21 protein-coding genes are annotated in these 24776 nt (G+C 49.8%); 6 read left to right on the top strand and 15 right to left on the bottom strand.

The features are described 5' to 3' along the window. Positions 1 to 30: 30 nt before the first annotated feature. Positions 31 to 1008 (bottom strand): endonuclease, encoded by a 978-nt coding sequence (locus A9165_RS02060; RefSeq protein WP_039925312.1) that lies wholly within the window; start codon positions 1006 to 1008, stop codon positions 31 to 33. A gap of 235 nt (positions 1009 to 1243) precedes the next feature. On the opposite strand from A9165_RS02060, the gene A9165_RS02050 reads away from it, so the two are divergent. Then, positions 1244 to 4228, top strand: a complete 2985-nt coding sequence (locus tag A9165_RS02050) for a ligand-binding sensor domain-containing diguanylate cyclase (protein WP_237709271.1) — start codon at positions 1244 to 1246, stop codon at positions 4226 to 4228. Here the strand turns inward: A9165_RS02050 and A9165_RS02045 are convergent. Then, the gene (locus A9165_RS02045) at positions 4210 to 4647 is read right to left on the bottom strand and encodes an OsmC family protein (protein ID WP_008949212.1); all 438 of its coding nucleotides are present in this window, start codon (positions 4645 to 4647) and stop codon (positions 4210 to 4212) included. The genes A9165_RS02050 and A9165_RS02045 overlap by 19 nt on opposite strands. 244 nt (positions 4648 to 4891) lie before the next feature. Between A9165_RS02045 and A9165_RS02040 the strand changes: the two genes are divergently transcribed. Both A9165_RS02040 and A9165_RS02035 read left to right on the top strand, forming a co-directional pair. Beyond that, a complete protein-coding gene (locus tag A9165_RS02040; RefSeq protein ID WP_008608539.1) occupies positions 4892 to 5098 on the top strand; it encodes a hypothetical protein in 207 nt (68 codons plus the stop codon). Next, the gene (locus A9165_RS02035; RefSeq protein ID WP_008949211.1) at positions 5095 to 5352 is read left to right on the top strand and encodes a cell division protein ZapA; all 258 of its coding nucleotides are present in this window, start codon (positions 5095 to 5097) and stop codon (positions 5350 to 5352) included. Before A9165_RS02040 ends, A9165_RS02035 begins: the two co-directional genes overlap by 4 nt. Before the next feature lie 21 nt (positions 5353 to 5373). Here A9165_RS02035 and A9165_RS02030 read toward each other — a convergent pair whose 3' ends face one another. The 10 genes from A9165_RS02030 to zwf form a co-directional block, all read right to left on the bottom strand. Further along, positions 5374 to 7071: an NAD-dependent malic enzyme gene (locus tag A9165_RS02030; protein WP_008949210.1), complete on the bottom strand. Its 1698-nt coding sequence runs from the start codon at positions 7069 to 7071 to the stop codon at positions 5374 to 5376. Between the two features lie 54 nt (positions 7072 to 7125). Further along, a complete protein-coding gene (locus A9165_RS02025) occupies positions 7126 to 7971 on the bottom strand; it encodes an HDOD domain-containing protein (protein ID WP_008608542.1) in 846 nt (281 codons plus the stop codon). A gap of 233 nt (positions 7972 to 8204) precedes the next feature. Then, the gene (gene nhaD, locus A9165_RS02020; protein ID WP_008949209.1) at positions 8205 to 9650 is read right to left on the bottom strand and encodes a sodium:proton antiporter NhaD; all 1446 of its coding nucleotides are present in this window, start codon (positions 9648 to 9650) and stop codon (positions 8205 to 8207) included. 223 nt (positions 9651 to 9873) lie between these two features. Then, the gene (locus A9165_RS02015) at positions 9874 to 10341 is read right to left on the bottom strand and encodes a Dps family protein (protein WP_008608545.1); all 468 of its coding nucleotides are present in this window, start codon (positions 10339 to 10341) and stop codon (positions 9874 to 9876) included. A gap of 177 nt (positions 10342 to 10518) precedes the next feature. Further along, the gene (locus A9165_RS02010) at positions 10519 to 12117 is read right to left on the bottom strand and encodes an ABC-F family ATPase (protein ID WP_008949208.1); all 1599 of its coding nucleotides are present in this window, start codon (positions 12115 to 12117) and stop codon (positions 10519 to 10521) included. A gap of 131 nt (positions 12118 to 12248) precedes the next feature. Further along, entirely contained in the window at positions 12249 to 12893 is a 645-nt protein-coding gene (locus A9165_RS02005) for a bifunctional 4-hydroxy-2-oxoglutarate aldolase/2-dehydro-3-deoxy-phosphogluconate aldolase (protein ID WP_065954746.1), read from the bottom strand. A gap of 3 nt (positions 12894 to 12896) precedes the next feature. Next, a complete protein-coding gene (locus A9165_RS02000) occupies positions 12897 to 13865 on the bottom strand; it encodes a glucokinase (protein ID WP_065954745.1) in 969 nt (322 codons plus the stop codon). Beyond that, positions 13858 to 15690 carry a phosphogluconate dehydratase gene (edd, locus tag A9165_RS01995; protein WP_065954744.1) on the bottom strand — a complete coding sequence of 611 codons (1833 nt, stop codon included), beginning with the start codon at positions 15688 to 15690 and terminating at the stop codon, positions 13858 to 13860. Before edd ends, A9165_RS02000 begins: the two co-directional genes overlap by 8 nt. A 9-nt stretch (positions 15691 to 15699) precedes the next feature. Next, entirely contained in the window at positions 15700 to 16398 is a 699-nt protein-coding gene (pgl, locus tag A9165_RS01990) for a 6-phosphogluconolactonase (protein WP_008949204.1), read from the bottom strand. Next, positions 16391 to 17860: a glucose-6-phosphate dehydrogenase gene (zwf, locus tag A9165_RS01985; protein WP_008949203.1), complete on the bottom strand. Its 1470-nt coding sequence runs from the start codon at positions 17858 to 17860 to the stop codon at positions 16391 to 16393. Before zwf ends, pgl begins: the two co-directional genes overlap by 8 nt. A gap of 302 nt (positions 17861 to 18162) precedes the next feature. On the opposite strand from zwf, the gene A9165_RS01980 reads away from it, so the two are divergent. Further along, complete coding sequence (locus A9165_RS01980) at positions 18163 to 19020, top strand: MurR/RpiR family transcriptional regulator (protein ID WP_008949202.1); 858 nt, start codon at positions 18163 to 18165, stop codon at positions 19018 to 19020. Between the two features lie 129 nt (positions 19021 to 19149). Beyond that, entirely contained in the window at positions 19150 to 20586 is a 1437-nt protein-coding gene (gene pyk, locus A9165_RS01975) for a pyruvate kinase (RefSeq protein ID WP_008949201.1), read from the top strand. Between the two features lie 62 nt (positions 20587 to 20648). On the opposite strand, the gene A9165_RS01970 is transcribed toward pyk, so the two are convergent. Further along, positions 20649 to 21620 (bottom strand): DMT family transporter, encoded by a 972-nt coding sequence (locus tag A9165_RS01970; protein ID WP_008608555.1) that lies wholly within the window; start codon positions 21618 to 21620, stop codon positions 20649 to 20651. Positions 21621 to 21777: 157 nt separating this feature from the next. Between A9165_RS01970 and A9165_RS01965 the strand changes: the two genes are divergently transcribed. Then, entirely contained in the window at positions 21778 to 22773 is a 996-nt protein-coding gene (locus A9165_RS01965; protein WP_065954743.1) for an ATP-dependent 6-phosphofructokinase, read from the top strand. Positions 22774 to 22834: 61 nt separating this feature from the next. Here the strand turns inward: A9165_RS01965 and A9165_RS01960 are convergent, their stop codons facing one another. Continuing rightward, positions 22835 to 23653, bottom strand: coding sequence for a LytTR family DNA-binding domain-containing protein (locus A9165_RS01960; protein WP_008608557.1), 819 nt, complete (start codon positions 23651 to 23653; stop codon positions 22835 to 22837). Further along, positions 23646 to 24734 (bottom strand): sensor histidine kinase, encoded by a 1089-nt coding sequence (locus A9165_RS01955; RefSeq protein ID WP_008608559.1) that lies wholly within the window; start codon positions 24732 to 24734, stop codon positions 23646 to 23648. Before A9165_RS01955 ends, A9165_RS01960 begins: the two co-directional genes overlap by 8 nt. Between the last annotated feature and the right edge of the window lie 42 nt (positions 24735 to 24776).

The following is a 24776-nucleotide window of genomic DNA, read 5'->3' as shown; positions in this document are numbered from 1 at the left end:
CGGCGGTAAATTAATTCCTTGGTCTGTTTTTTATATTGCCGGACAATTCGCCGCCACCCGATAGCCCTGTTGCTCGGCTTCAGATATGGTTTGGAAAATCACCCGGTTTGCTGGCGCCATACTTTGATAATTGGGGCAATCCGGCCGGTGATAGATTTTGGAGTTGCGGTTAGCATGGATTGGACCTGTCACTTTGCTGCTGCTTTCCACTTTGGCAACCTGCGTGTCGTTGCGGTTGTCCCAACCGGCAGCGGTTAAGCCAATGCCGCTGGTAGCAAAGCCTAGCTGCCAGCTTTTTTCACCGGTTACAAAAGGATTATTACGCCCGGTCTGCATAGCTGTGCGCTGGTGGATCTGCCGCTCTTTCTCTGAAACCGGATCCTGACTGTGCCAAGCCAGAAACATTTGCTGATCCTGGCGGCTTAATTTCAGGTTGTAGCGATCGGCCATATAAAACGCCACCCGCGCAATATCGCCGCGGATATCTGCCTTGGGCTGAACCTTACGCTGTTTGGTATCAATCCGGATATCACAGCGGCCAAACTGACCGCTGAATTCTTGCCCAACCATACCAAAGGGCAGATCGGCCCGCAGACCATTGATCTGTCCTACGGCATAGGTCAGATTAAACAGATCAGCTTCAATCAGGTTAAATAACGGATCCTGTTGCTGGCAGTTCTTACGGCCGCCGTTTTGCCAGCATTTTAATTGCTTCCCCACCCAGGAGATCGGAATAATATGCTCCACTTCTGAACGAGCCGCTCTGGCCAGCGTTGCCTCACTAGGGGTACCCCGGGGCGCATAGACTTCGAAGCCACAGCTTTGATGATCAACCCGACCACCACTGCGTCCAACCCAACTGATCGCACAATCGCAATAAAAGGTACGTTCATGGCCCTGATAAATTTGCTTGAGGGTAACTTTGGCCTGTTCAAAATTGCCTGGATTGGCAAATACCGGACTGCTAATGCTAAGCAGCAGAATAACGAGCAAAACGTATCTGATCACAACAACTACCGCGCCGGCCGTGGACGCTCTGATGACTGCAAGTCAAAACCGGCCTGTTCTGACTTTGATCCTGTTGCGAACCCAATTTGTCCGCCAACCCTGATCTTAACAGTAAACACCTTGCAGATTAAAGCTTGCGATCTGCTTAACCTGACGCCAGACCAAGGTCAGATTGTGCTTTTTTATTAAAACAGGTATAACTTGAATACGCTCAAATAATATTAGTCCGGGTCTGATGTCAAAGTTGTTGCAACCCTTGCTACTTCTACTGGCGATATGCTGTTTCAGTGCTGTTGCAGACATAGACTATGTGTTTAGCCCACCTACCGATAAGCTGACCGCCCGACAGTCTTCGGTTTATCACATCACTCAGGACCAGCATGGCTTTATGTGGCTGGCAACGGACAGCGACGGACTGTTACGGTTTGATGGCAGCGAAAGCGTTAATTGGCTAAGTGTCGCAGAAAGTGGTTTACGGCGGCAAAATGTCAATAAATTTGTATTAGAGAATAATGGCGCTATCTGGATGGCCAGTTGGGGTCATGGTTTAACCTATCTCGCTGCTGCAAACGATGTTCAGTACAATTTCCGGGCCGATAGTGGCGATCCTGACGCGCTGGCATCTGATCGGGTACAAACCTTATTTCTGGATAGCAAGCAACGTTTATGGATTGGTACTGTCGCGGGGGTTAACTATATTGATTTAGCTAACCCCAGGGAGATCAAGCGTTATGCGGCGCCGGAGCTCGAACATCCATTGCATAAGAACCGGATCTGGTGGATCACTGAATCGGCTGAAGGTCTTTGGTTTGCCACCGCTGACGGCATAGTGCTGCTTAATACAGAGCAGCAGGTAAAACGCTATCTGTTGCCGCAACCGGAAAAAAATATCCTTGAACGAGCGCGTGAAGTACGCGCTATTCAGCATTTTAGCTCGGGTATCTGGGCCAGTTCGGCCACGGGGGTTTATCAGTATCATTCCGGCTGTGACTGTTTTGCCCGTCTGGAAATGCCGGCGCAAGTCGCCTCTCCCCGAGTAAATGTACTTTATCAAAGTCCGGATAATTATTTATGGGTCGGCAGCACCGAAGGATTATTTTTATATGATACCGAGGCTAAGCAGTGGATTAAAAATCGTCAGGGCTTTAATTATCTGCCGGATGTCGATGTCCGAACCCTCTATGAAAACGCCGACAGCCAACTCTGGGTAGGTAGCCGGGATCAGGGACTCTTTATCGGTAATCCGCAACAACGGGCTTTTCAACCCTTGAGTAGTCAACTACCGAGCCCCCTGCAACAGGCGGCAAGTCGTTTGATTAGTGCCCTGTATCAGGACCAGCAACGTAATATCTGGATAGCCGCACACGGTGCCTTAATCTGGCTGGAGCATGCCAGCAACCAGTGGCATCAGGTTCTGTATCGCCAACAACATAATATTCGCAAAATTTATCAATTTGCTTCGCAGCCTGACGGCTCGCTCTGGCTGGCGACAGACAGTGGCTTATATCAAATGCAGGATGGCCGGCTTAGACCAGAGCTGACGCCTTTTGAGCTGGCAGGTATTCCTCCGGGCGCTATTACTGCCTTTCATATCTCTACTGACGGCGATTTTTATCTGGGGGTTTGGCAGCGGGGTCTACTTCGCTGGCAACCGCAAACGCAGCAGGCGACTATTAGCCTGACTAACCTGGCGACAAACAGCGGCGACCAGATTTATCAGATCGTCACTGATCAAAGCGGCAATCTATATGCAGCAACCCGTTACTCCGGATTGTATAAAAGACCTGTCGGGCAAAGCTGGCACCAGGTAGAAACCGGTGTCGCCAATCTGGTTGAAGGATTTAATTGTGTATTACCTGTCGCTGAAACAATAGTTTGGCTTTGCTCCGAATATGGGCTGTGGCGCCTTGATCTACAAAGCGGCAGCAGTTCACAATTTTTAACCGAGCAAGGACTGCCAAGTGTCTTTATTACCGGCGCCTTCCTCGATCAGCAACAACGGTTATGGGCTTTGACTAATCATGGTCCTGCCCGCTTTAATGAGCACAGCCAACGTTTTACCAGTTATAGTCTGAATGATGGCCTACCCGATCTGACGATGCAGCGTAATGCCCATCTATTGTTACCCGACGGCAGCTTTTTGCTGGGTACCGCTATGGGGGTCGCCAATAGCAAATTTGATATAGAGGCCGAGTATATGCCTGTGCCCAGAGTCGCGCTGAGCCAGGTTGAAATCGATGGCAGAGATCAGACCCGGCATTATCCTGTTAATCAGACGCAAATTGCGTTACCGGCTAACTTTCGGGAATTGGTGATCGGTGTCTCAGTTCTGGACTACCGTGAACCAGACAAAAACACTATCCGATACCGTCTGCTAGGGTTTTCATCGAACTGGAGTAGCGCAACCCGTAACCGCGAATTACGTTATTTAGGCTTAGCTCCCGGCAATTACCTGTTAGAAGTGATTGGCCAGAATAGTCAGGGTATCCAATCCGCAGAGCCATTGCGAATCCAAATTCAGGTCGCTGCACCCTGGTGGTATTCACCTTACTTATGGATTGTCTCTGCTGTCGTTTTCCTAACTACCTTGTTATTAAGTGTCTATCTGCGAGAGCTTAATTTAAGAAGACGCAACGCACGTCTGGCCGGCCTGGTTAGTGCCAGAACGCAGGAGCTTGAATTGTTAGCACAACAACTGCAAAACAAAGCTGATCATGATGAGCTAACGGGGTTATTAAATCGCGCCGGTTTTACGGAACACTTTCAACGTTTACGTTTACAGTTACAACGCAGTCAGCAATCTCTTAGCCTGGTGTTAATTGATCTGGATTATTTCAAGAGCATTAATGACCAGTTTGGTCACGCCGCAGGTGATGCCGCCCTGCAGCATTTCGCTGCTAAGCTAAGTACAAGGGCGAGAGGCAGCGATCTGACTGGGCGCTGGGGAGGCGAAGAATTTATTCTGGCTCTGGCGGACTGTACAGCAAGTGATGCCAAAGTATTTTGTGAGGCCTTACTACGAGAGATGCAGCAGGAGCCCTGCTCATACCAGGGCGCCATATTAAAGCTGAGCGCGACTTTCGGCATAGCGCAGCTACCCGTCAGTTGCAGTTCGCTCGAACAGTGGGTAAAACTTGCCGACGACGCCCTCTATCAGGGCAAGCATCGTGGTCGCGCTCAGGCCGTTATCGCAAAGCCGACTCAGCTGCTCACCAATTGATGCGCGACCTGAGTCCCCGTTAGCAGGTTATCATGCAGCGGGCAGCGGGCGCATACTTCATCAAGAAAGCGTTGCTTCTGCTCCACCGACAGATCGGCGTCAATCTCAGCCAGGATCCGGATCTGCTGAAAGCCTGCCCGCTCGGTCGTCGCCTTGCCCATCAGCGCATCTGGGTCATAATCCCCCTCGACGGTGATCCGCATCCCGTGTAGTGCGATTTTCTGTTGAAAGGCGGCAATCCGGCCAATAGTGGCAATACAGCCGCCAACGGCAAAAAGTAACATCTGCAAGGGCGTCGGCCCCAACCCAGTCCCTTTTGCTGTAACAGGCTGATCAATCATCAGCTGGTGCTCACCGATCCGGGCCGCTACGGCAAAGCCATCCTGCATGACACTTTCAACACTAACAGTTTTAAGCATATTAAACCCCTTTAATTTATTCTGCGCTAATATAAAGCCAATTCTCAAGTAAAATGCTGTTCCAGATCAAAACTATGGCTGGTCTGCAATTTGGCTGCATTGCCCCTTGGAGTCGGATTTAACATTGAAAGTTAGATGATTTGAGTATAAATCCGGCGATCAGTAGTGGATGTTCCGTTAAAACTGGTATTCCGTTGCGGCTTTTATTAGTGTAGCGCCTTTTCTTCAAGGGCCGGAAATCGATATGAGCACTGTCACATTATTTGACCAGCTGCAAGATGCAGTAAAAGAACTTATCAGTAAGAATATCAAATTACAACAACAGTTAAATAACTTACAAGAACAGCACGAGCTGTTACAACTGGAGATGATGGAGAAAGACGACAGTCAGGCAAAGCTCGCTCAGCAAATGACGCAATTGTTAACTGAGCTTACTCAACAACCTCAATGAGTGTTCGACCTTATAGTATTACCATCGCCGGGCGACACTACCGTTTTAAGGCTGAGTCGGATTTAGAGTTAGTATTGCAGCAGGTTGCCAGCGAATTAGAACAGCGGATAACCTTACAGGCTACACAGCAACCGCTGGCCAGTCGTGACCAATTACTTATGCTGACAGCGGTAAATGTATTGGCTGAAATGAAACAACAACAAGCCACGTTGGCCAATTTACTCAAAGCAATCCAAACAAGCACCCAGGGCTAAGCCCTGGGAGTAAAATTACTATTAACTGCTGACGCGGCGGTAATTACGGTACTCCGGTCGCCAGAAATTATCTTCAATTTTTTGTTGCAGCGCATTGTCGTCCAGCTCCAGCGCCAGGCCCTGCTGCATCGCGACCTTAGCGACAGCAAAGGCAATCCTTTTACTTAACGCAGCGAGCTCAGTAAAAGGCGGTAACAAGCCCCCTGTTCCGGTGTTAGCCAGAGGCGAATTCGCTGCCAGGGTTTCACTGGCAGCACGCAACATCTCGTCTGAAATCAGTCTGGCGTTTGCGGCTATTACCCCCAAACCGATACCCGGGAAAATATAGCTGTTGTTACACTGGGTGATCAGAAATTCACGCCCCTGATAATGAACGGGCTTAAAGGGGCTACCGGTCGCAACAATCACGTCTCCCTCTGTCCACTCAATCACCTGCTCTGGTGTTGCCTCTACCTGCCGTGACGGATTACTTAATGGAAAAATAATCGGCAAGGCACAGCCCTTTTTCATCGCGCGGATAATCTGCTCAGTAAATAATCCAGCCTGACCAGATACCCCTATTAACACGGTAGGCTGAGCACAATGCATTACGTCTAACAGGCTTGGATAGTCACCGCTAAAGCTCCAGCTGGCAATTTGCGCACTGCTTTGCACTAGAGCTTGCTGGAAGTCACGTAAATCCGGCATGGTATCGGTAAGCAGTCCGAAGCGGTCAACCATATACACCTGACTACGCGCCTGAGCTTCAGCTAAACCTTCTGCCACCATCTGGCTAATAATCGCCTCGGCGATACCGCAGCCTGCAGAGCCAGCGCCGACGAATACCACTTTTTGCTGATGTAATGGCACACCTTTGCTACGGCAAGCCGCAAGCAAGGTCCCTACCGTTACTGCAGCAGTACCCTGAATATCATCATTAAAACAGCGCACGCTGTCACGATAGCGCTGCAGAATCGGCATCGCATTGGGCTGGGCAAAATCTTCGAACTGAATAATGGCTTCCGGCCAACGCCGTTTTACCGCCTGAATAAAGAGGTCAATAAACTCATTATATTCCTCCTGCCCAACCCGCGGTTGCCGTAGGCCCATATACATAGGATCTTTAAGTAATTTTTCGTTGTTAGTACCAACGTCTAACATCACGGGTAAGGTATAGGCCGGGCTGATACCGCCACAAGCGGTATAGAGCGACAGTTTGCCAATAGAAATACCCATACCGCCTATGCCCTGGTCACCCAGGCCCAGCACCCGTTCACCATCTGTTACCACTATGACTTTGACTTTGCTTTTCGTTGCATTACGCAGCACGTCATCCAGATTATAGCGGTCTTCATAGCTAATAAAGAGCCCACGGGCACTGCGATAAATATCGGAGAACTGTTCACAGGCGTCACCGACCGTCGGCGTATAGATAATGGGCAACATTTCTTCCAAATGTTGCTGCACCAACCGATAAAACAGCGTTTCGTTATTATCCTGAATAGCGCGCAAATAAATATGCTTATTAATCGGATCTTCAAAGCTCCGATATTGTTGATAACAGCGGCTCACCTGCTCTTCGATGGTTTCATAACGGGGCGGTAGTAAACCTGTCAGGTTAAAGGCGGCACGCTCCTGTGCTGAGAAAGCACTTCCTTTGTTCAATAGTGGCGTTTCAAGTAAGGCCGAACCTGCATAGCCAGTATACAGAGGTCTTTTCGACAAATTGCTTGTAGACATGATGTGATCCGAATAACCAAAAGAAAGCCGGCACAACCGGCTATAAAGACGACATTAATAGATAGTACTTATCCGGGGGTTAAGAACGGATAATACAAATAACCCTTCAGTATTGCAGAAGTCGATGGCTTTAAGTAAATCTGCTTGAGTTAACTGCAGTGTTTCTAATAAGAAAGGATCAACCAGCGTTTTGATGCTATACAATTCTGGATGCTGATTGGCCAGTGCCAATCTCACTGCTAAATAAACAATGAGATCCTCCGGACTTCTTGCCTCGTATTGACTGTTGTGCTGCAATGCAACGGGATCTGCAATCGCATCAGGCAGCTGCCAAAGATGCAACAACTCTGCACCACAACTTGCGTAAGTAAAACCTAATTTGCGTTGTTGCAACTGCCAGGGCTTTATCTCAGAACTGTATTGCTGACACTCAGTTGCTATCTCAGCATTTTGCTGAGCCACTACCAACTCGCCAATGTTATGTAATAAGCCAGATACATAGGTGCGATCGGCGGATTTAAGGCTGATATGGGTAGCAAGGTATTTTGCAATTAAGGCAGCATTGACACTTTGCTCCCAAAAGCGCTCTAAATCGATAGCGGTGCAATTTATTTGGCTACAGGCGGAGCTGATACCAATACTCAGGATCAAATTATAAACCTGAGTTTTTCCAAGAACTAGCAGAGCCTTACTGACAGAATCTACCTGATAGGGTAAACGATAAATTGCTGAATTAGCCAGCTTTAATAACTTTGATGTCAACACCGGGTCTAATAAGATAACTTCAGCGATATCATCCAAACTCGCCGTATCGGATTCCATCAACTCCCGCACCCGGAAATAACTGTCAGGTAAAGAAAATAGCTCTACTACATTCTGCGCATATTGTAACGCATTCATCTTAGCTTCTCCGGTTGTCACAACCTACCGACTGAGTAAAACAGCGCCTGATGTAAAATGACCACGCTGCTACGAACACCTTTTTACTAAGTGTCGCTGTTGTGATGGATTTTACAAGGTTTTCCGGAAAAATCTTAGTAGTTTTTTCGCCAGCCGCACTGGATAGACCCCGTTATAAAAAACGCAGCCACCAGAGACTGCGTTTTTCGGATCAAGCCAGCGACTGAATAGCGTCAGCCGTATACGTCAAACAAGCTGGCGTTTAGCCACAGATGTGCGAAAATCGAGGCGATGTAACCCAGCGCAATTACCGGAGCCCATTTCAAATGGCCAGCAAAGGTGTACATGCCTCTGGCCTGGCCCATTAATGCCACCCCGGCAGCAGAGCCAACCGACAGCAGGCTTCCGCCAACGCCTGCGGTAAGTGTAATCAGCAGCCACTGGCCATGTGACATATCTGGCTGCATCGTCAACACCGCAAACATCACCGGAATATTATCAATTACGGCGGAGATCACCCCTAAGGCAACGTTGGCATTAGTTGGGCCCCATTGGCTATATAGCAGGTCGGACATCACGGCCAGATAGCCCAGAAAGCCCAGGCCGCCAACACACATCACTACACCATAGAAAAACAGTAAGGTATCCCATTCAGCGCGTTGCACCTTACTGAATACATCAAAGGGCACCACACCACCTAAGCGCCGTAAACGTTCCATATCCCCCGCCCGCTCTGCCATAGCGCGTTTACGGGCCAGCGAACCCGGTAACGTCATACGCAGGAAATAACCAAAGAACTGCAAATAGCCCAGGCCCATCATCATACCCAGTACCGGTGGCAGATGCAGGAAGGTATGACAGGCAACAGCTGTGGCAATAGTAAATAAAAACAGGCAGACAATACGGATTGCGCCACGTTTTAACTCCACATCTTCTTCAATGGCATTAGGCTTACGTTTTTCAATAAAGAAACTCATAATCGCCGCCGGGATCAGGAAATTGACCATTGACGGGATAAAGAGCACGAAAAACTCCTGAAATTTCACCATCCCCGCCTGCCAGACCATTAGCGTCGTAATATCGCCAAAGGGGCTAAAGGCACCACCGGCATTGGCTGCGACCACGATATTAATACAGCAGAGGTTAATAAAGCGTTTGTCTCCTTCGGCTACCTTCATTACCACTGCGCACATCAACAAAGCGGTGGTCAGGTTATCGGCTACTGGCGAGATAAAGAAGGATAAAAAGCCGGTGATCCAGAACAGGTTCTGATAGCTAAAGCCCTTGCGAATCATCCAGGCTCGCAGCGCATCAAATAGCCGGCGCTCTTCCATGGCATTGATATAGGTCATCGCGACCAGCAGGAATAACATTAACTCGGCGAACTCGAGCAAGTTATGTCTGAAAGCATCTTCGGCCACGTTTGGCATGCCATTTTGCACATAGACCCAACCAATCAGGATCCAAATCAGACCTGCTGCAACCAGCACCGGTTTTGATTTGCGCATATGCAATTTTTCTTCGCCCATCACCAGCGCATAAGCCAGCACAAAAATGGCGATACAAATAAAACCGATAGTTGAAGACGTCAGGGATAGCTCACCAGCTGCCGCTGCCAAGGCGGCGGGGCTGGCCAGCAACAGCGCGGCACAGCAGGACAAAACACTTAACGTTCGCATGATTAAACCTGTTACTTTTTTGCACAAATTTAGTTGAGGGTAAGTTGCCCGTAGGCTGGGCGGCCGGATGGTAACACATCCGGGCGCTAAGAATGTCAGATGAATGGCAAAAATACCACGATAAAATGCAGAATTAGACCAAAGTGGTACAGAGTTGCTTAAAAAGAAAACAGGGAGTCAAGGCTCCCTGTTTTATCTGGATAGGATAACGTTAATATTGTGCTTAAGCGATTAGACTACGCAGCATCCAGGCATTTTTCTCGTGCACTGTCATGCGCTGAGTTAACAGATCCAGGGTTACCTCATCTGAGGCACCATCGGCGACCGGCACTATAGAGCGAGCCGTTTTGGCAATGGCTTCCTGACCTTTTACCAGATCTTTAATCATCTCTTCTGCGGCTGGAATACCATCCGCTTCTTTCAGATTGGTCAGCTTGGCGTACTCTTTATAAGAGCCTGGTGCAAATTCGCCCAGCGCACGGATACGCTCGGCGATTTCATCAACGGCCAACGCCAGCTCATTGTACTGGGTTTCGAATAGGGTGTGCAGCGTCTGAAACATCGGGCCGGTCACGTTCCAGTGGTAATTATGGGTTTTCAGGTACAACGTATAGGTATCCGCCAACAATACAGACAAACCGTGGGCAATGGCTTTACGTTGCTCTTCATCAATACCGATATTAATCTTCATTCGACACTCCCGTTATTTGTTCAGGTATAAAAAGCAATAGCTAAAAAATAGCATAGCTACCTGAATTTCTGAATTAAGTTTTATTTACGTTTATTGATCTGGGGCCTGAAAATAAAAAAAACAACCCCTAAGTCTGGCTTAGGGGTTGTCTGGTAACGGGAAGTCAGCTAATTGATATTAGGCTTGTAAGGCCAGTTGCCTTGCCAGGTATTCGTCATAGCTACCGACGAAATCACGCACTTCCTGATCAGTGATTTCAATAATCCGGCTGGCCAGCGAAGACACAAATTCGCGGTCATGGCTGACAAATAGTAAAGTGCCCTTGTAATTTTCCAGTGCCAGGTTCAGGGATTCAATCGATTCCATATCCAGGTGGTTGGTCGGTTCATCCATAATCAGAATATTTGGCCGCTGTAACATCAGCTTACCGAATAACATCCGGCCCTGCTCACCACCCGATAACACCTTCACGGATTTTTTAATCTCATCCTGAGAGAATAATAAGCGGCCTAAAATGCCACGGATTGCCTGCTCATCATCAGATGGCTGTTTCCACTGGCTCATCCAGTCAAATAAGGTCATATCTTCAGCAAAATCATGCGCATGATCCTGCGCATAGTAGCCAATATTCACGTTTTCTGACCATTTTACGGTGCCGCTTTCTGGTGTTAGATCGCCAACCAGGCATTTTAACAGCGTCGATTTACCAATACCGTTGGTACCGAGGATCGCCACTTTTTCACCCACCTCCACCGTCAGTTTCAGGTTTTTAAACAGCTTGTGTTCAGTAAAGCCTTTGGTTAGCCCTTCGACTTCTAATGCCAGACGATACAGGCCTTTTTGCTGCTCAAAGCGGATAAAGGGGTTAACCCGGCTGGACGCTTTTACTTCCTCTAGCTTAATCTTATCAATCTGTTTAGCGCGGCTGGTGGCCTGACGGGCCTTAGAGGCATTGGCTGAGAAACGGCTAACGAAAGTCTGCAACTCAGCGATCTGCGCTTTTTTCTTGGCATTATCGGCCAATAAACGCTCCCGCGCCTGTGTCGCCGCTGTCATATACTCATCGTAGTTACCCGGGTAAACCCGCAACTCACCAAAGTCCAGATCAGCCATATGAGTACAAACACTGTTTAGAAAGTGCCGGTCGTGCGAAATAATCACCATGGTCGAGTTACGCTCGGCCAATACGTTTTCCAGCCAGCGAATGGTATTGATGTCCAGGTTGTTGGTCGGTTCGTCCAGCAACATAATATCCGGATCAGCAAACAGCACCTGGGCCAATAGTACCCGCAGCTTAAAACCCGGTGCGACAGCTGACATCGGGCCGTAATGCAGTTCGATCGGAATACCGACACCCAGTAACAGCTCGCCGGCACGTGATTCGGCGGAATAGCCATCCATCTCACCGAAGGCAACTTCTAAGTCTGCAACGCGCATGCCGTCTTCTTCTGACATCTCCGGATCCGCATAGATCCGATCCCGCTCGGCTTTCACCGCCCACAGTTCAGCGTGTCCCATAATCACGGTATCAATCACTGAGTACTGTTCAAAGGCGAACTGATCCTGATGCAGTTTGGCAACACGGTAATTCGGCTCAACAAAGACATTACCAGCAGTAGGCTCCAGCTCACCGCTCAGAATTTTCATAAAGGTTGACTTACCGCAGCCATTGGCGCCAATTAAGCCATAACGGTTACCGTCACCAAACTTAATGGAGATATTTTCAAACAGCGGCTTAGCGCCAAACTGCATGGTTACATTATTGGTAGAAATCACTGCGGGAACCTATTGTTGCTGCCGGAAAAAAGGGGCGTATCATACGCTGTTATGCGGAAAAACTCAAAGTTAGTGCGTTAACAAAACGCAACGGGCCAGAATAGGCCCGTTGCTGGTTAAACTGTATTAAGTTACAGCGCTTCAGCGACGGCCTTGGCGGTCAGCTCAGTGACCTTTGCCCAGTCTTTAGCGGCTACCGCGCTGTCAGGTACGATCCAGGAGCCGCCAACACAACTGACATTTGGCAGTGCCAGATACTCACGGAAGTTCTGCTCGTTAATGCCACCCGTTGGGCAAAACCGGATGTCAGCGAAAGGACCGTGAATCGATTTTAACGTTTTTACGCCACCGGCGGCTTCCGCCGGGAAGAATTTAAAATGGGTATAACCCAAACCTGTGCCTTCCATCAGCTCAGAGATACTGGCGATACCGGGGATCAGCGGAATACTGGCCTCTTTGCCGGCTTGCAGTAATTCGCGGGTTAAGCCCGGACTGATCGCAAACTTGGCGCCGGCAGCTGCGACTTGTGCCAGTTGTTCCGGATTAGTCACGGTACCAGCGCCAACTACTGCATCTGGTACCTGCTCGGCTAAAAGCTTAATGGCTTCCAGCGCTACTGGCGTGCGCAATGTCACTTCTAATACTTTGATGCCACCCGCTAGTAAAGCTTTCGCCATTGGTACGGCGTCGGCTAAATCTTTAATCACAATAACCGGTACCACCGGGCCCATTGCAAACAACACTGACGGTTGTAACTGCCAATTCGTAAATGCCATAACTTAACCTGCCAATGTTTGTTTTAAATAGACGGCTGCGCCCAGTAAGCCTGGCTGCTCAGCGGTGACGATAAAGGTTGGGATCTGCTGATTAAAGGCGGCAAAGCGACCTTTAGCTTCAAAGCGGGCGCGAAACTCACTGCTACCGAGCAACGGCAGTAACTTGGGTACTATGCCACCCGCGACATAAACTCCACCGAAGGTGCTGAGTGTCAGCGCCAAATCGCCGGCTACCGCGCCTAAACTGGCGTAAAACTGCGCTACTGCATCTTTCGCAAGTTGCGATTGGCCAGATAATGCCTGCTGACCAATCTCACCGGCAGTAAGAGGTGCTACCTCGAGTTTCTGAAAAACCGCCAGTGCCTGATAAATGGCTTCAAGTCCGGGACCTGATAGCAGTCGCTCTGGCGATACATGCCCATACTGTGCCGCAAGTTGGCGCTGAATAAACCATTCCTGCTCAGTTTGCGCTGCCCAGTCCACATGACCGCCCTCACCTGGCAAAGGTAAAAACTTACCGTCGACCGGGAGTAAATGCGCGACGCCTAAACCGGTGCCGGCACCTAACACTGCCATGGGTTTGTTGGCCTGTGCCTGACCGCCGCCAATCTGGATTTTCTGATCTTCTGCCAGCGCCGGTAAACACATCGCTACTGCAGTGAAGTCGTTCATCACCAATAAGGTGTTTAACTGCAGCTCAGCTTGCATGGCTTTGATCGAAAATTGCCAATGGAAATTGGTCATTTTCACGTTATCGCCGTTCACCGGACAGGCAATAGCAATGGCGACATCTTTAACCGCTGTTAAGCCCAGTTGCTGCTGATAATGTTGTAACGCCGCTGCCAGGGTTGGGAAATCAGCGCACGGATAAACCGCCACTTGATCCAGCGCCAGCGTATCCAGTGCCACCCGGCTAAAGCGGGCATTAGTGCCGCCAATATCAGCGACGATCGCAAATTGGCGCTCAGCCATGCAGATGCTCCTCCGTGACAAATAAGCTGCAAGCGCCCTGCTCAGCTCCGGTTAACTGCAGACGCATGGCACCAAACATCTCGCGCCCCATACCGTATAGGTTATGGCTCAGATCCGCTGTGGCCGGGGTACGGGCCGCAAATTCAGCAGCATCAACCAACACTTCCAGTTTGCCGGTTTCGCCATCGACCAGCAGCAAATCACCGGTTTGAATCCGGGCAATATTGCCACCATCCAATGCCTCGGGTGTGACATGGATAGCGGCCGGGACCTTACCTGAGGCCCCCGACATCCGGCCATCCGTAACCAGAGCCACTTTAAACCCTTTATCCTGTAACACACCAAGTGGTGGCGTTAACTTATGCAGTTCGGGCATACCGCAGGCTTTGGGGCCCTGGAATCGCACCACCACCACGCAATCCTTATTCAGCTCACCGGCTTTAAACGCGGCTTCTAATTCATGCTGGCTATGAAAGACCACAGCTGGCGCTTTAACCACTTCGGTGCCCGGCCGTAGTGCAGAGGTTTTCAATACCGCGCGGCCGATGTTACCAGATAACACCTGTAAACCACCGGTAGCTTTAAAGGGCTTGTCTACCGTAGTTAAGACGTCCGGATCCTGTGACTGCAGCGGTGCATCCACCCAGCGCAACTCACCATTTTCCAGCAGCGGCTGCTGGGTATAACGGCGTAAACCAAAACCGGCTACGGTCTGTACATCTTCATGTAACAGGCCTGCGTCTAATAAAGTCCGGATCAGGAAAGGCACGCCACCGGCATGTTGAAAGTGATTAATATCGGCCTGACCGTTCGGGTAAATTTTTGCCAGTAGCGGTGTAGCTTGTGATAACTCTGCAAAATCATCCCAATTAACAATAAAGCCAGCCGCACGGGCCACAGCAATTAAATGCATGGTATGGTTGGTTGAACCACCGGTTGCTAATAAACCCACTATGCCATTGACCACGACCTTGGCATCGACCAATTTACCAATTGGCAGATAGTCAGTACCCAGATCGGTCAGACGGGTCACCTGACGCGCGGCGGCGCGGGTGAGCTCATCACGCAGCGGCGTGTAGGGGTTGATAAAAGACGAGCCAGGTAAATGCAGACCCATCACCTCAACCACTAACTGATTAGAGTTGGCCGTACCATAGAAAGTACAGGTACCGGCAGCATGATAGGATTTTGCTTCTGCTTCCAGCAGCTCTTCTTTACCGACCTTGCCTTCGGCAAACAGTTGGCGAACCCGAGCTTTTTCTTTGTTCGGAATACCGGACGGCATGGGGCCGGCGGGTACAAACACAAAAGGCAAATGACCAAAACTGAGCGCAGCTAACAATAAACCCGGCACTATCTTGTCACAGATCCCAAGCATTAGGCCGCCATCAAACATATTGTGGGATAAGCCAATAGCTGCCGCCATCGCGATATTGTCGCGGCTGATTAAGCTCAGCTCCATCCCCGGCTGGCCCTGGGTCACGCCATCACACATGGCGGCAACACCGCCGGCAAACTGTGCCACGCTACCGACTTCGGCAACTGCTTGTTTAATGATTTCCGGGTAGAATTGGTAAGGCTGATGCGCTGACAGCATATCGTTGTAGGACGAGATAATAGCGATATTGGCTTTGGTCAGACTACGCAGGTCGCTTTTTTCGGAGGCATTACAGGCGGCAAAGCCATGCGCCAGGTTACCACAACTCAGGGCGCCACGGTGTGGGCCTTTACGGCGGGCTTCTTCCAGCCGCTCCAGATAAATAGCCCGGCTTTTGCTGCTGCGGGCGATAATGCGGTCAGTGACGCGCTGAATAACTGGGTTCATTATTTACCTCTAACTTGGCGAGTACAGCACTGCCATTGGCACCGCTGTTTGATGTAAAAAGGCACGGATTGGCATCGCGAACTCATCCGTTGCTCCCTGCGCTTGCTCCAGCACCGTCAGCTTGCTACTGCCAACCAAATGTAAAAACAACTGTCGGCTTTGTAGTAAGCGCGCTTTACTCAGGGTGATGCGCTGATAAGGTGCGGTGGTTGGGCTGGTGGCCAGCACCGCCGGGGCATCATCCGCCATGCCGGCTTTAAGTTCGGCACAACAGGGAAACAAGGATGCAGTATGACCATCTTCACCCATCCCCAGGATCACCGCATCAAAGGTTGGTAAACCGGCCAGGCGTGCACTAATTTCGCTTACCGCCGCGTATGCATCTGCCGCCGGGGCGTATAAACTGATAAAACGCGCGCTTGCAGCATAGTTTTGCATTAAGGTACTGCGCACCAGCCGTTCATTACTATGCTCGGCATCCGGTGGCAGGTAGCGGTCATCGGCCAGTAAAATGGTAACCTTATCCCAGGCCAGTGGTGTACTGGCCAGTTTGGCAAACAACGCCTGCGGTGTACGGCCGCCCGATACCACCAGGTAGGCAGCACCACGTTCAGTAATGGCCTGTTCCAGAATCGTCACCAGTTGGCTGGCAAAGGCGGCATTTAAGGCATCAGTATTAGCAAACTGCTGTAATTGCATATTATTCATCCCAGTTGCGTTCATCACGCGCCATCATCGAAATGGCCGCGACCGGACCCCAGCTGCCAGCCTGATAACTTTTTGGCGGTTCATTACTGGCTTTCCAGGCTTGCATTATGCCATCGACCCACTTCCAGGCTTGTTCAACCTCATCACGGCGGACGAACAAATACTGATTGCCCAGCATCGCTTCTAGCAATAAACGCTCATAGGCATCGGCAATACGCTGAGATTCGAAAGTTTCATCAAAACTCAGGTCCAGCTTACTTTGCTGCAGGCGCATATGCTCGCCCAAACCCGGGATCTTATTCATCATCTGAATTTCGACCCCCTCATCCGGCTGCAAGCGAATAATCAGTTTATTAGCCGGTAAATCACGGTAAGTCTCGCGGAAAATATTGTGTGGTTGGGGCTTAAAGCAAATCACCACTTCACTGTGCTTTTTCGGCATCCGTTTACCGGTACGCAGGTAAAACGGCACCCCGGCCCAGCGCCAGTTATCGATATCGACTTTTATCGCAACAAAGGTTTCGGTTTTACTGTTGGGCCGGGCACCCTCTTCTTCCAGATAGCCCGGTACCGCTTGTCCGGCAACAAAGCCTGCACTGTACTGACCACGCACCGTTTTTTCCTGCACATTAGTCTGATCGATTTTGCGCAGTGCCTTTAACACTTTTAGCTTCTCATCACGGATACTGTCAGCGTCCAACCGTGCCGGCGGCTCCATAGCAATTAACGACAGCACCTGAAGTAAGTGGTTTTGCACCATATCGCGCATCTGGCCGGCATCATCATAATAGCTCCAGCGGCCTTCTACCCCGACCTCTTCGGCAACAGTGATCTGCACATGATCAATGGCATTATGATCCCAGTTCGACGCAAAAATGGCATTCGCAAAGCGCAGCGCCAACAGGTTCAGGACAGTCTCTTTACCCAAGTAATGGTCAATGCGGTAGATTTGCGATTCTTTAAAGTATTCAGCAACCTGATCGTTAATCACTTTTGATGATGCCAGATCATGGCCAATCGGTTTTTCCAGCACCACCCGTGATGGTTCAGCGGCTAAACCAGCAGCCGCCAGGCCCCGGCACAGATCACCGAATAATGAAGGTGGCGTCGCGAAATAGCTGACCGTAATGCGTTTGCTGGGGTCGGTAACGGCAGTTAACTTTTGATAATCGTTAATATTGGTCATGTCCAGCTGCACATAATGCAGCTTGGCCGCTAAAGCTTGCCATACTGCCTCATCCAGCGTCTCCTTCTTCAGAAAACGCACCAGGTTGGTTTTAACCAGCTCAATGTAGCCGTCACGGTCCAGGTCATCCCGCGCTACACCGATAATATGTGACTGCTCGCACAGCAAGCCGGCTTTTTCTAATTGGTATAAGGCAGGCAGTAACTTACGGCGGGCCAGATCGCCCTTGGTACCGAATAACACTAAATCACAAGCCTGGTTTGGAGTGGTTGTCATAACTCGCCTTTAAAGAAGATGTAATTTTACAACACTTAGCCCAGTCTAGCGGACTAAAATGCCGTTGTAAACGCCAAATAATGTAATTAAATTACAAAACGGCTAGCCTGATGCTATATTGGATTATTATAGTGTACCCTTGATCGTATTTCGGATAAATTGTGGTAAATTTAATACCGTTTTGTCAGCCTGATTGAAAGCAAACAGCATAGCCAACAGGGCGTTGTAGTCAAAACACCGATAAAAACGCACTATAGCATAGCCCTCGTACCCCGGGGCAGGACAAGCGCAGGTAATCGCTAATGAATGTACTGGAAAAAATCGTAAGCAGTGTCAACAACTTTAGCAAATCAGAACGCAAAGTTGCCGATGTCATTCTGGCTAATCCCCAGACGACCATCCACAGCAGCATTGCTGCCCTGGCCAAGATGGCCGACGTAAGCGAACCCACTGTTAACCGTTTCTGTCGTCGCCTCGATACCAAGGGTTTTCCGGATTTTAAATTGCACCTGGCGCAAAGCCTGGCTAACGGCACGCCCTATGTTAACCGTCATGTTGAAGAAGAAGATGGCCCTGAGGCTTATACCGCCAAGATCTTTGAATCGACAATGGCGGCGCTGGATACGGCGCGGCAACGCGTCGATATCAGCGCCATTAATAAAGCGGTTGATGTGCTGACACAGGCGAAAAAAATCTCCTTCTTTGGTTTAGGTGCTTCAGCCTCAGTGGCGCATGATGCGCAAAACAAATTCTTCCGTTTTAATGTCCCGGTAGTCTGTTTTGACGATATCGTGATGCAACGCATGTCGGCGATTAACAGTACCGAAGGGGATGTCGTAGTGTGTATCAGCCATACCGGCCGCACTAAGAACCTGTGTGAAATTGCCGCCATTGCTAAGGAAAATGACGCCACCGTAATCGGCATTACCGCTTATGACAGCCCGTTGGCGCGGGAGTGTTCACTGGTGCTATCGCTGGATGTGCCGGAAGACACCGATCTCTATATGCCGATGGCGTCTCGGGTTGCCCAACTGGTACTGATTGATATTCTGGCGACCGGTTTTACCCTGAGACGCGGCAGTAAATTCCGCGAAAACCTGAAAAAGGTGAAAGACAGCCTGCGCGGTTCACGCTTTGATAAAAAGGATATGTCACTCTGATTTCCGGGGCTTAGGCCCCAATCACATTTAGCTTTGTAATTTTTATTCAGTTTTTAGCTATATTCTGTAATAAAATTACATTAGACTACAGGCACGCTTGATCAAGCGCCTAATCAGCAGGAGTTTCCGATGCCAAGAAGAACAAAGATTGTTGCCACCCTGGGGCCAGCAACCAATAGCCAAGCGACTATAGAGAAATTAATCCAAGCCGGCGCCACAGTGTTCCGGCTTAATTTTTCCCACGGCTCAGCCGAAGACCACAAAGCCCGGGCGCAGATGGTGCGCGCCGCCGCAGAAAAAGTCGGTGCCCATGTTGCCATTCTGGGTGATCTGCAAGGTCCGAAAATCCGGGTTTCAACCTTTAAAAACAATGCGGTGATGTTGGAAGAAGGTCAGGACTTTGTACTCGATGCCAGTCTGCCAAAAGGCGAAGGTGACGAGACCCAGGTGGGTATCGACTACAAAGAGCTGCCGCAGGATGTCAAAGCCGGCGATCTGTTATTACTTGACGATGGCCGTATTCAATTGCAGGTTACGGCAGTTCAGGGCGAGCGCGTTACGACGACCGTCGTCGTTGGTGGCAAGCTAAGTAATAACAAAGGTATTAACCGCCAGGGTGGCGGTTTAACTGCGCCAGCCCTCACCGATAAAGATAAGCGCGATATTATTACTGCTGCCGAAATTGATGTCGATTACCTAGCGGTATCGTTCCCTCGCTGTGGCGACGACCTGCGTTATGCCCGTGAGTTGGCGGTTGCGGCAGGCTCTGAAGCGCGCATTATGGCTAAAGTCGAACGGGCCGAAGCCGTTGCGGATGACGCCACCCTGGATGATATTATCAAGGCCTCTGATGCCGTGATGGTAGCCCGGGGCGATCTGGGTGTTGAAATTGGTGATGCTGAACTGGTTGGCCAGCAAAAGCGCATTATCGCCCGCTCACGGCAGTTAAACCGCATCGTGATCACGGCAACCCAGATGATGGAAAGCATGATTGAAAGTCCGATGCCAACCCGTGCTGAAGTGATGGACGTTGCGAACGCAGTACTGGACGGCACCGACGGCGTGATGTTATCGGCCGAAACTGCTGCCGGTAAGTACCCGATCGAAACCGTCAAAGCTATGGTGCGCGTTTGTAACGGTGCGGAAAAACATCCGTCAGTGCAAAGCTCAAAACACCGGATGAACCTGACGTTCTCTGAGGTTAGCGAAACCATCGCCTTATCCGCGATGTATGCAGCAAACCATCTGGAAGGCATTAAGGCTATTATTACCCTGACTGAGTCAGGCTATACCGCTAAATTGATGTCGCGGATTACCTCACCACAACCGATTTATGCCCTATCCCGCCATACCCGCACTCTGAATAAAATGGCGATGTACCGCGGCGTTTATCCGGCATTCTTTGACAGTACTGAAGTCTCTGCGGCAGAGATGGCGGATAAAGCAATTGACGTGATCCGTGATAAAGCCGGGCTGAAAAGTGGTGATCTGGTGATTATGACTCACGGTGATGTAATGGAGACGGTAGGCGCATCCAATACCTGTAGAATTGTTACCGTAAAATAACGATCTCATTCTGAAAAAAATGGCCCTGATTAGGGCCATTTTTCGTTTACCCGCAGTGCACGTTACAACACATCTCGCTGTAGTTTTCGAACCTTACGCGCCGCCCGGTATTGCACAAACTGCGGTGCCAGTGCGGTAAGTGCCGAGCCGGCCACTACCAGACAGGCTCCTACTAACGACCAGCCATTCAGTTCTTGCGCCCGCACCAGCTCCGGCCAGATCCAAGCCAATAACTTAGCACTGCCAATGGTAATTAATGGCGTTATCGCCAGCACGGCACTTACTTTTGAGGCTTCCCAGTGATGCAGCGCTTCGGCAAAGGCACCATATGCCACCACGGTATTTAAACAGCAGAATAACAATAAACCCCACTGCAAGGTGCTAAAGGTCGCTAATGGCTGAAGATCAGACACCGGTATAAAAGCCAGCGCACCGGCAAAATAAATCAGATACATAATCTGCTTTGAGCTGTAATTTACCAGTAACTGTTTCTGAGCCAGCGCGTAGGCCGCCCAGGTAACGGCAGCTGCGATCACCAATAATACGCCGAGCGTTTCAGAGCTGGCCTGAGCAATCAACGTCAGCAGACGCTCGTTAAAAAACATCAGTAAACCAGTAACCAAGGTCCAGGCACCAATTTTCTGCCACAACAATAAGCGTTCTTTAAAAATCCAGATCCCACCTAACATCATTAAGAACGGCGCCAGCTGGATCACGGTTTGCGCCGTTTCCGCGCTTAATCTATCCAAACCGGTTAAATACAAAATATAGTTAAGCAGCAAACCGACAATCGAAATCGCCAGCAACACCGCTAATTTGGGGCGTTTTAACAGAACAAGCGTCGGCAGCTTACCCCTAAAGCCCAGCCAGACGCCAACGATAACGGCGGCAGCGAGAAAGCGAATCGCAGTGATGGTATTAGCAGTCACTACCTCAAGTAAAATTTTTAAGGCAATGGGTAACACGCCCCAAAGCACAGCAGTGGTAAGCGCAAGCAAAAAGCCTAACAGCGTTTTTCCGGTAATTTGATGCATCAGCGGGATCCTAAAAGCGACTGCACGGACGGCAGTGTTGCTATTGTCGCGCAAACGAACGTACCTGTCCTGTGCTTTTCGTATTCTTGCGACAAATCAAGGTAATCTGCCGACTAACGCTTATACTGATCTCAAATCATCATTAAGGAGCATGCAAATGAATAGGATCAAACGTTTGGCGGTGCTGACTTCAGGTGGCGATGCGCCAGGCATGAACGCCGCCATCCGTGCGATTCAACTGACGGCTGCCGCCTGCAATGTTGAAGTGATTGGCTTTAAACATGGCTATAACGGTTTGTTCGAGCAGGAATATAAGACGCTGCTTGGCCATCATGTACAAAATATTATTCAGCGCGGCGGCACCATTTTAAAAAGTGCCCGCTGCCCTGCACTGCAAACGCCGGATGGCCCGGCACAGGCGGCCGCGACCTTGCATCAATTGGATATTGATGCGCTGATCGTGATTGGTGGTGACGGCAGCTTTCGCGGTGCGCTGAAAATTGCCAAACACTATCAGGGGCAAATTATTGGCGTACCCGGCACCATCGATAACGATGTTGATGGTACCGACAACACCATTGGTTATGCCACCGCTATTGATACGGCGCTGGATGCCATTGATAAAATTCGTGACACCGCCGATGCTTTTGAACGGATTTTTTTGGTTGAGCTAATGGGACGCCATAGTGGCTATATTACGCTGTCAGCCGGGATTGCCGCTGGCGCTGAACAGATTATCTGTCCGGAGTTTGGCAGTCTGAGTCCGGATGATCTGCGTTCAGTGATCACGCCTATTCAACACGCACAACTGCTACTGGGTAAAAGTAGTTATATTATTGTGGTTGCCGAAAATAGCTATCCGGGCGGTACCACCGCCCTGGCTGAAGCCCTCAGTCGCGCCATTGGCATTGAATGTCGCGCCTGTATCTTAGGTCATATTCAGCGTGGTGGCAGCCCGGTAGGTGCCGATCGGATCCTAGGCACAAAATTGGGCGCTTTTGCCGTTGAGCAACTGTTACAAGGGGCACATTTGCAAATGGCTGGCGAAATTAATGGTGAAGCGGTGCTGTATCCGCTTTCGAAAACCGGCGAACGCCAAAAAGCTATCGATCCTTTCCTGGTTCGCTGGCAGCAACAAGTTGGCAGTTACTGATAATAAAAAGGTGCACTCTGCTGCACCTTTTTATTGCGATTTAAAACGAAAGTAGCAGGCTTTAATGACTAAACACCTGCTTTACGCGATCCTTATAACTACGGCTGACCTTGACTGCCTGGCCATTGGTTAGCACCAGTTGATGCTCCCCATTAGTCAGCATCTGCAGCTTGGCGATGGTATTGACGTTGACAATCGCAGAGCGATGTACCCGCACAAATAACCGCGGATCCAGCTCACTTTCCAGCTCTTTCATGGTGCGACGCAAAATATGGGTTTGACCATCCCGGGTATGGATACACATATAGTCACCAGCGGCATCAACCCAATCAATATCCTGTACCTGTACCCGCGTAATTTCACCGCTGTCTTTAATGCTAATAGCTTCCGGGTAACGGTCATTCACCACTGGCTCGGCTTTATCCAGACGTTCCAGTATATGGTCTGGCTGGTCGCCGGTCAGGCGTGCTACCGCAGCCGCCAGCTGATCGGTACGCTTTTGACTATCAGCAGCATTATGGAAGGTTAATACTTTTTCTACCGCAGCTTTAAGGCGCTCCGGCTCTACCGGTTTTAAGACATAATCAACAGCCTGTACCTCAAAAGCATTAAACGCATAGTGGTCATAGGCCGTAACAAACACAATATAAGGCAGCCGCGTATTCTGCTGCTGCAAGGCTTTTAAAACCGCAAAACCATCCATGCCGGGCATTTCGACATCTAAAAACACCAAATCCGGTGCTGCCGTGCTGATAGCAGCGATGGCATCCGGGCCATTAGCACATTCAGCAACCACCTGCAGCTCAGGAAAAGCCGCCAGGCGTACTAACATGCCTTTGCGGGCCAGAGGTTCATCGTCTACTACTATGACTTTAAGCATTGTCCGTTTCCGTTTGTTCTAGTTGTAATGGAATTCTGATATTCACTTTTACGCCACGTGGCTGATTTTGGGTTAGTACCAGGGCAAAATCATTGTCATACAGCGCGGCCAGTCGTTCACGGGTGTTCACCAGGCCAACACCGCTGCCATTATCCGCTGTTTTATCGGCCACAACAATGTCTGGTAACCCCGGGCCATTGTCTGCGACTTCTAACAGCAGGTCGTGACCGAATTTACGGGCGGTGATCACGATCTCGCCGCCATTAACCTCGCGTGCCACTGCATATTTGATCGCGTTTTCAATCAGCGGCTGCAGGATCAAACTGGGCACCAGCGCCTTCTCAGTACCAGGCTCAATATCAATACCGATCGACAGGCGCTCAGAAAAACGCACTTTCTCTATTTCCAGATACAGCCTGGCAGCATAGATTTCCTGCTCCAGCGGTACCTTGTTAATGGGATCTTTGTATAAAGAATAGCGTAAAAAATCACTTAACCGACTGACCATTTTATTGGCAGTGTCGTTATCGTTGATCAGCACCAGGGTAGAAATAGCATTTAGGGTATTAAACAAAAAGTGCGGATTGAGCTGATAACGCAGCATTTTTAGCTGCGCTTCATGCGCTTTGTTCATCGCAGTCAGCGATTTTTGTTTTTCTGCCTGCAGAGTCTGGTAATACTTGATGCCAAAATACAAACCACTCCAGCTTAGCATTACATAAAACGCCGCCGGCGTATCTTTGATATATAACAGCCAGTCACTGGGCCGGTAACCGTGGCGGTAAATTTCCCAATAGTTAAAATTGCGGATCACTGTCCAGAACATGGCAATCAGCAAGGCGACCACTAACACGGTCAGGATCATCTTCCATGGGTGCCAGGCCCAGATTGAACGATACAGATAGCGCAGCGGTATCGTCAGCAGCCAGCCAACGTAGGCATCTAAACTGATGACAATCAAATAAGCATCGCGGGTATCCAGCACCAGTGAGCTCAGGTAATTTACAATCGCGAAACCCAACCAGCCCAGGGTGTGTAGGATCCAAAACTGGCGGTTGCGGTCTTCAAACAGCTTATTCAAATTCGATGCCGGAAATTACAGAATAATACGATTATTATACGG

It is taken from the genome of Alishewanella sp. HH-ZS (genome assembly GCF_001704375.1).
GTDB lineage: Bacteria > Pseudomonadota > Gammaproteobacteria > Enterobacterales > Alteromonadaceae > Alishewanella > Alishewanella aestuarii.
The sequence above is the reverse complement of the archived record's forward strand: the minus strand, read 5'-3'. Positions and strand labels throughout refer to the sequence as shown.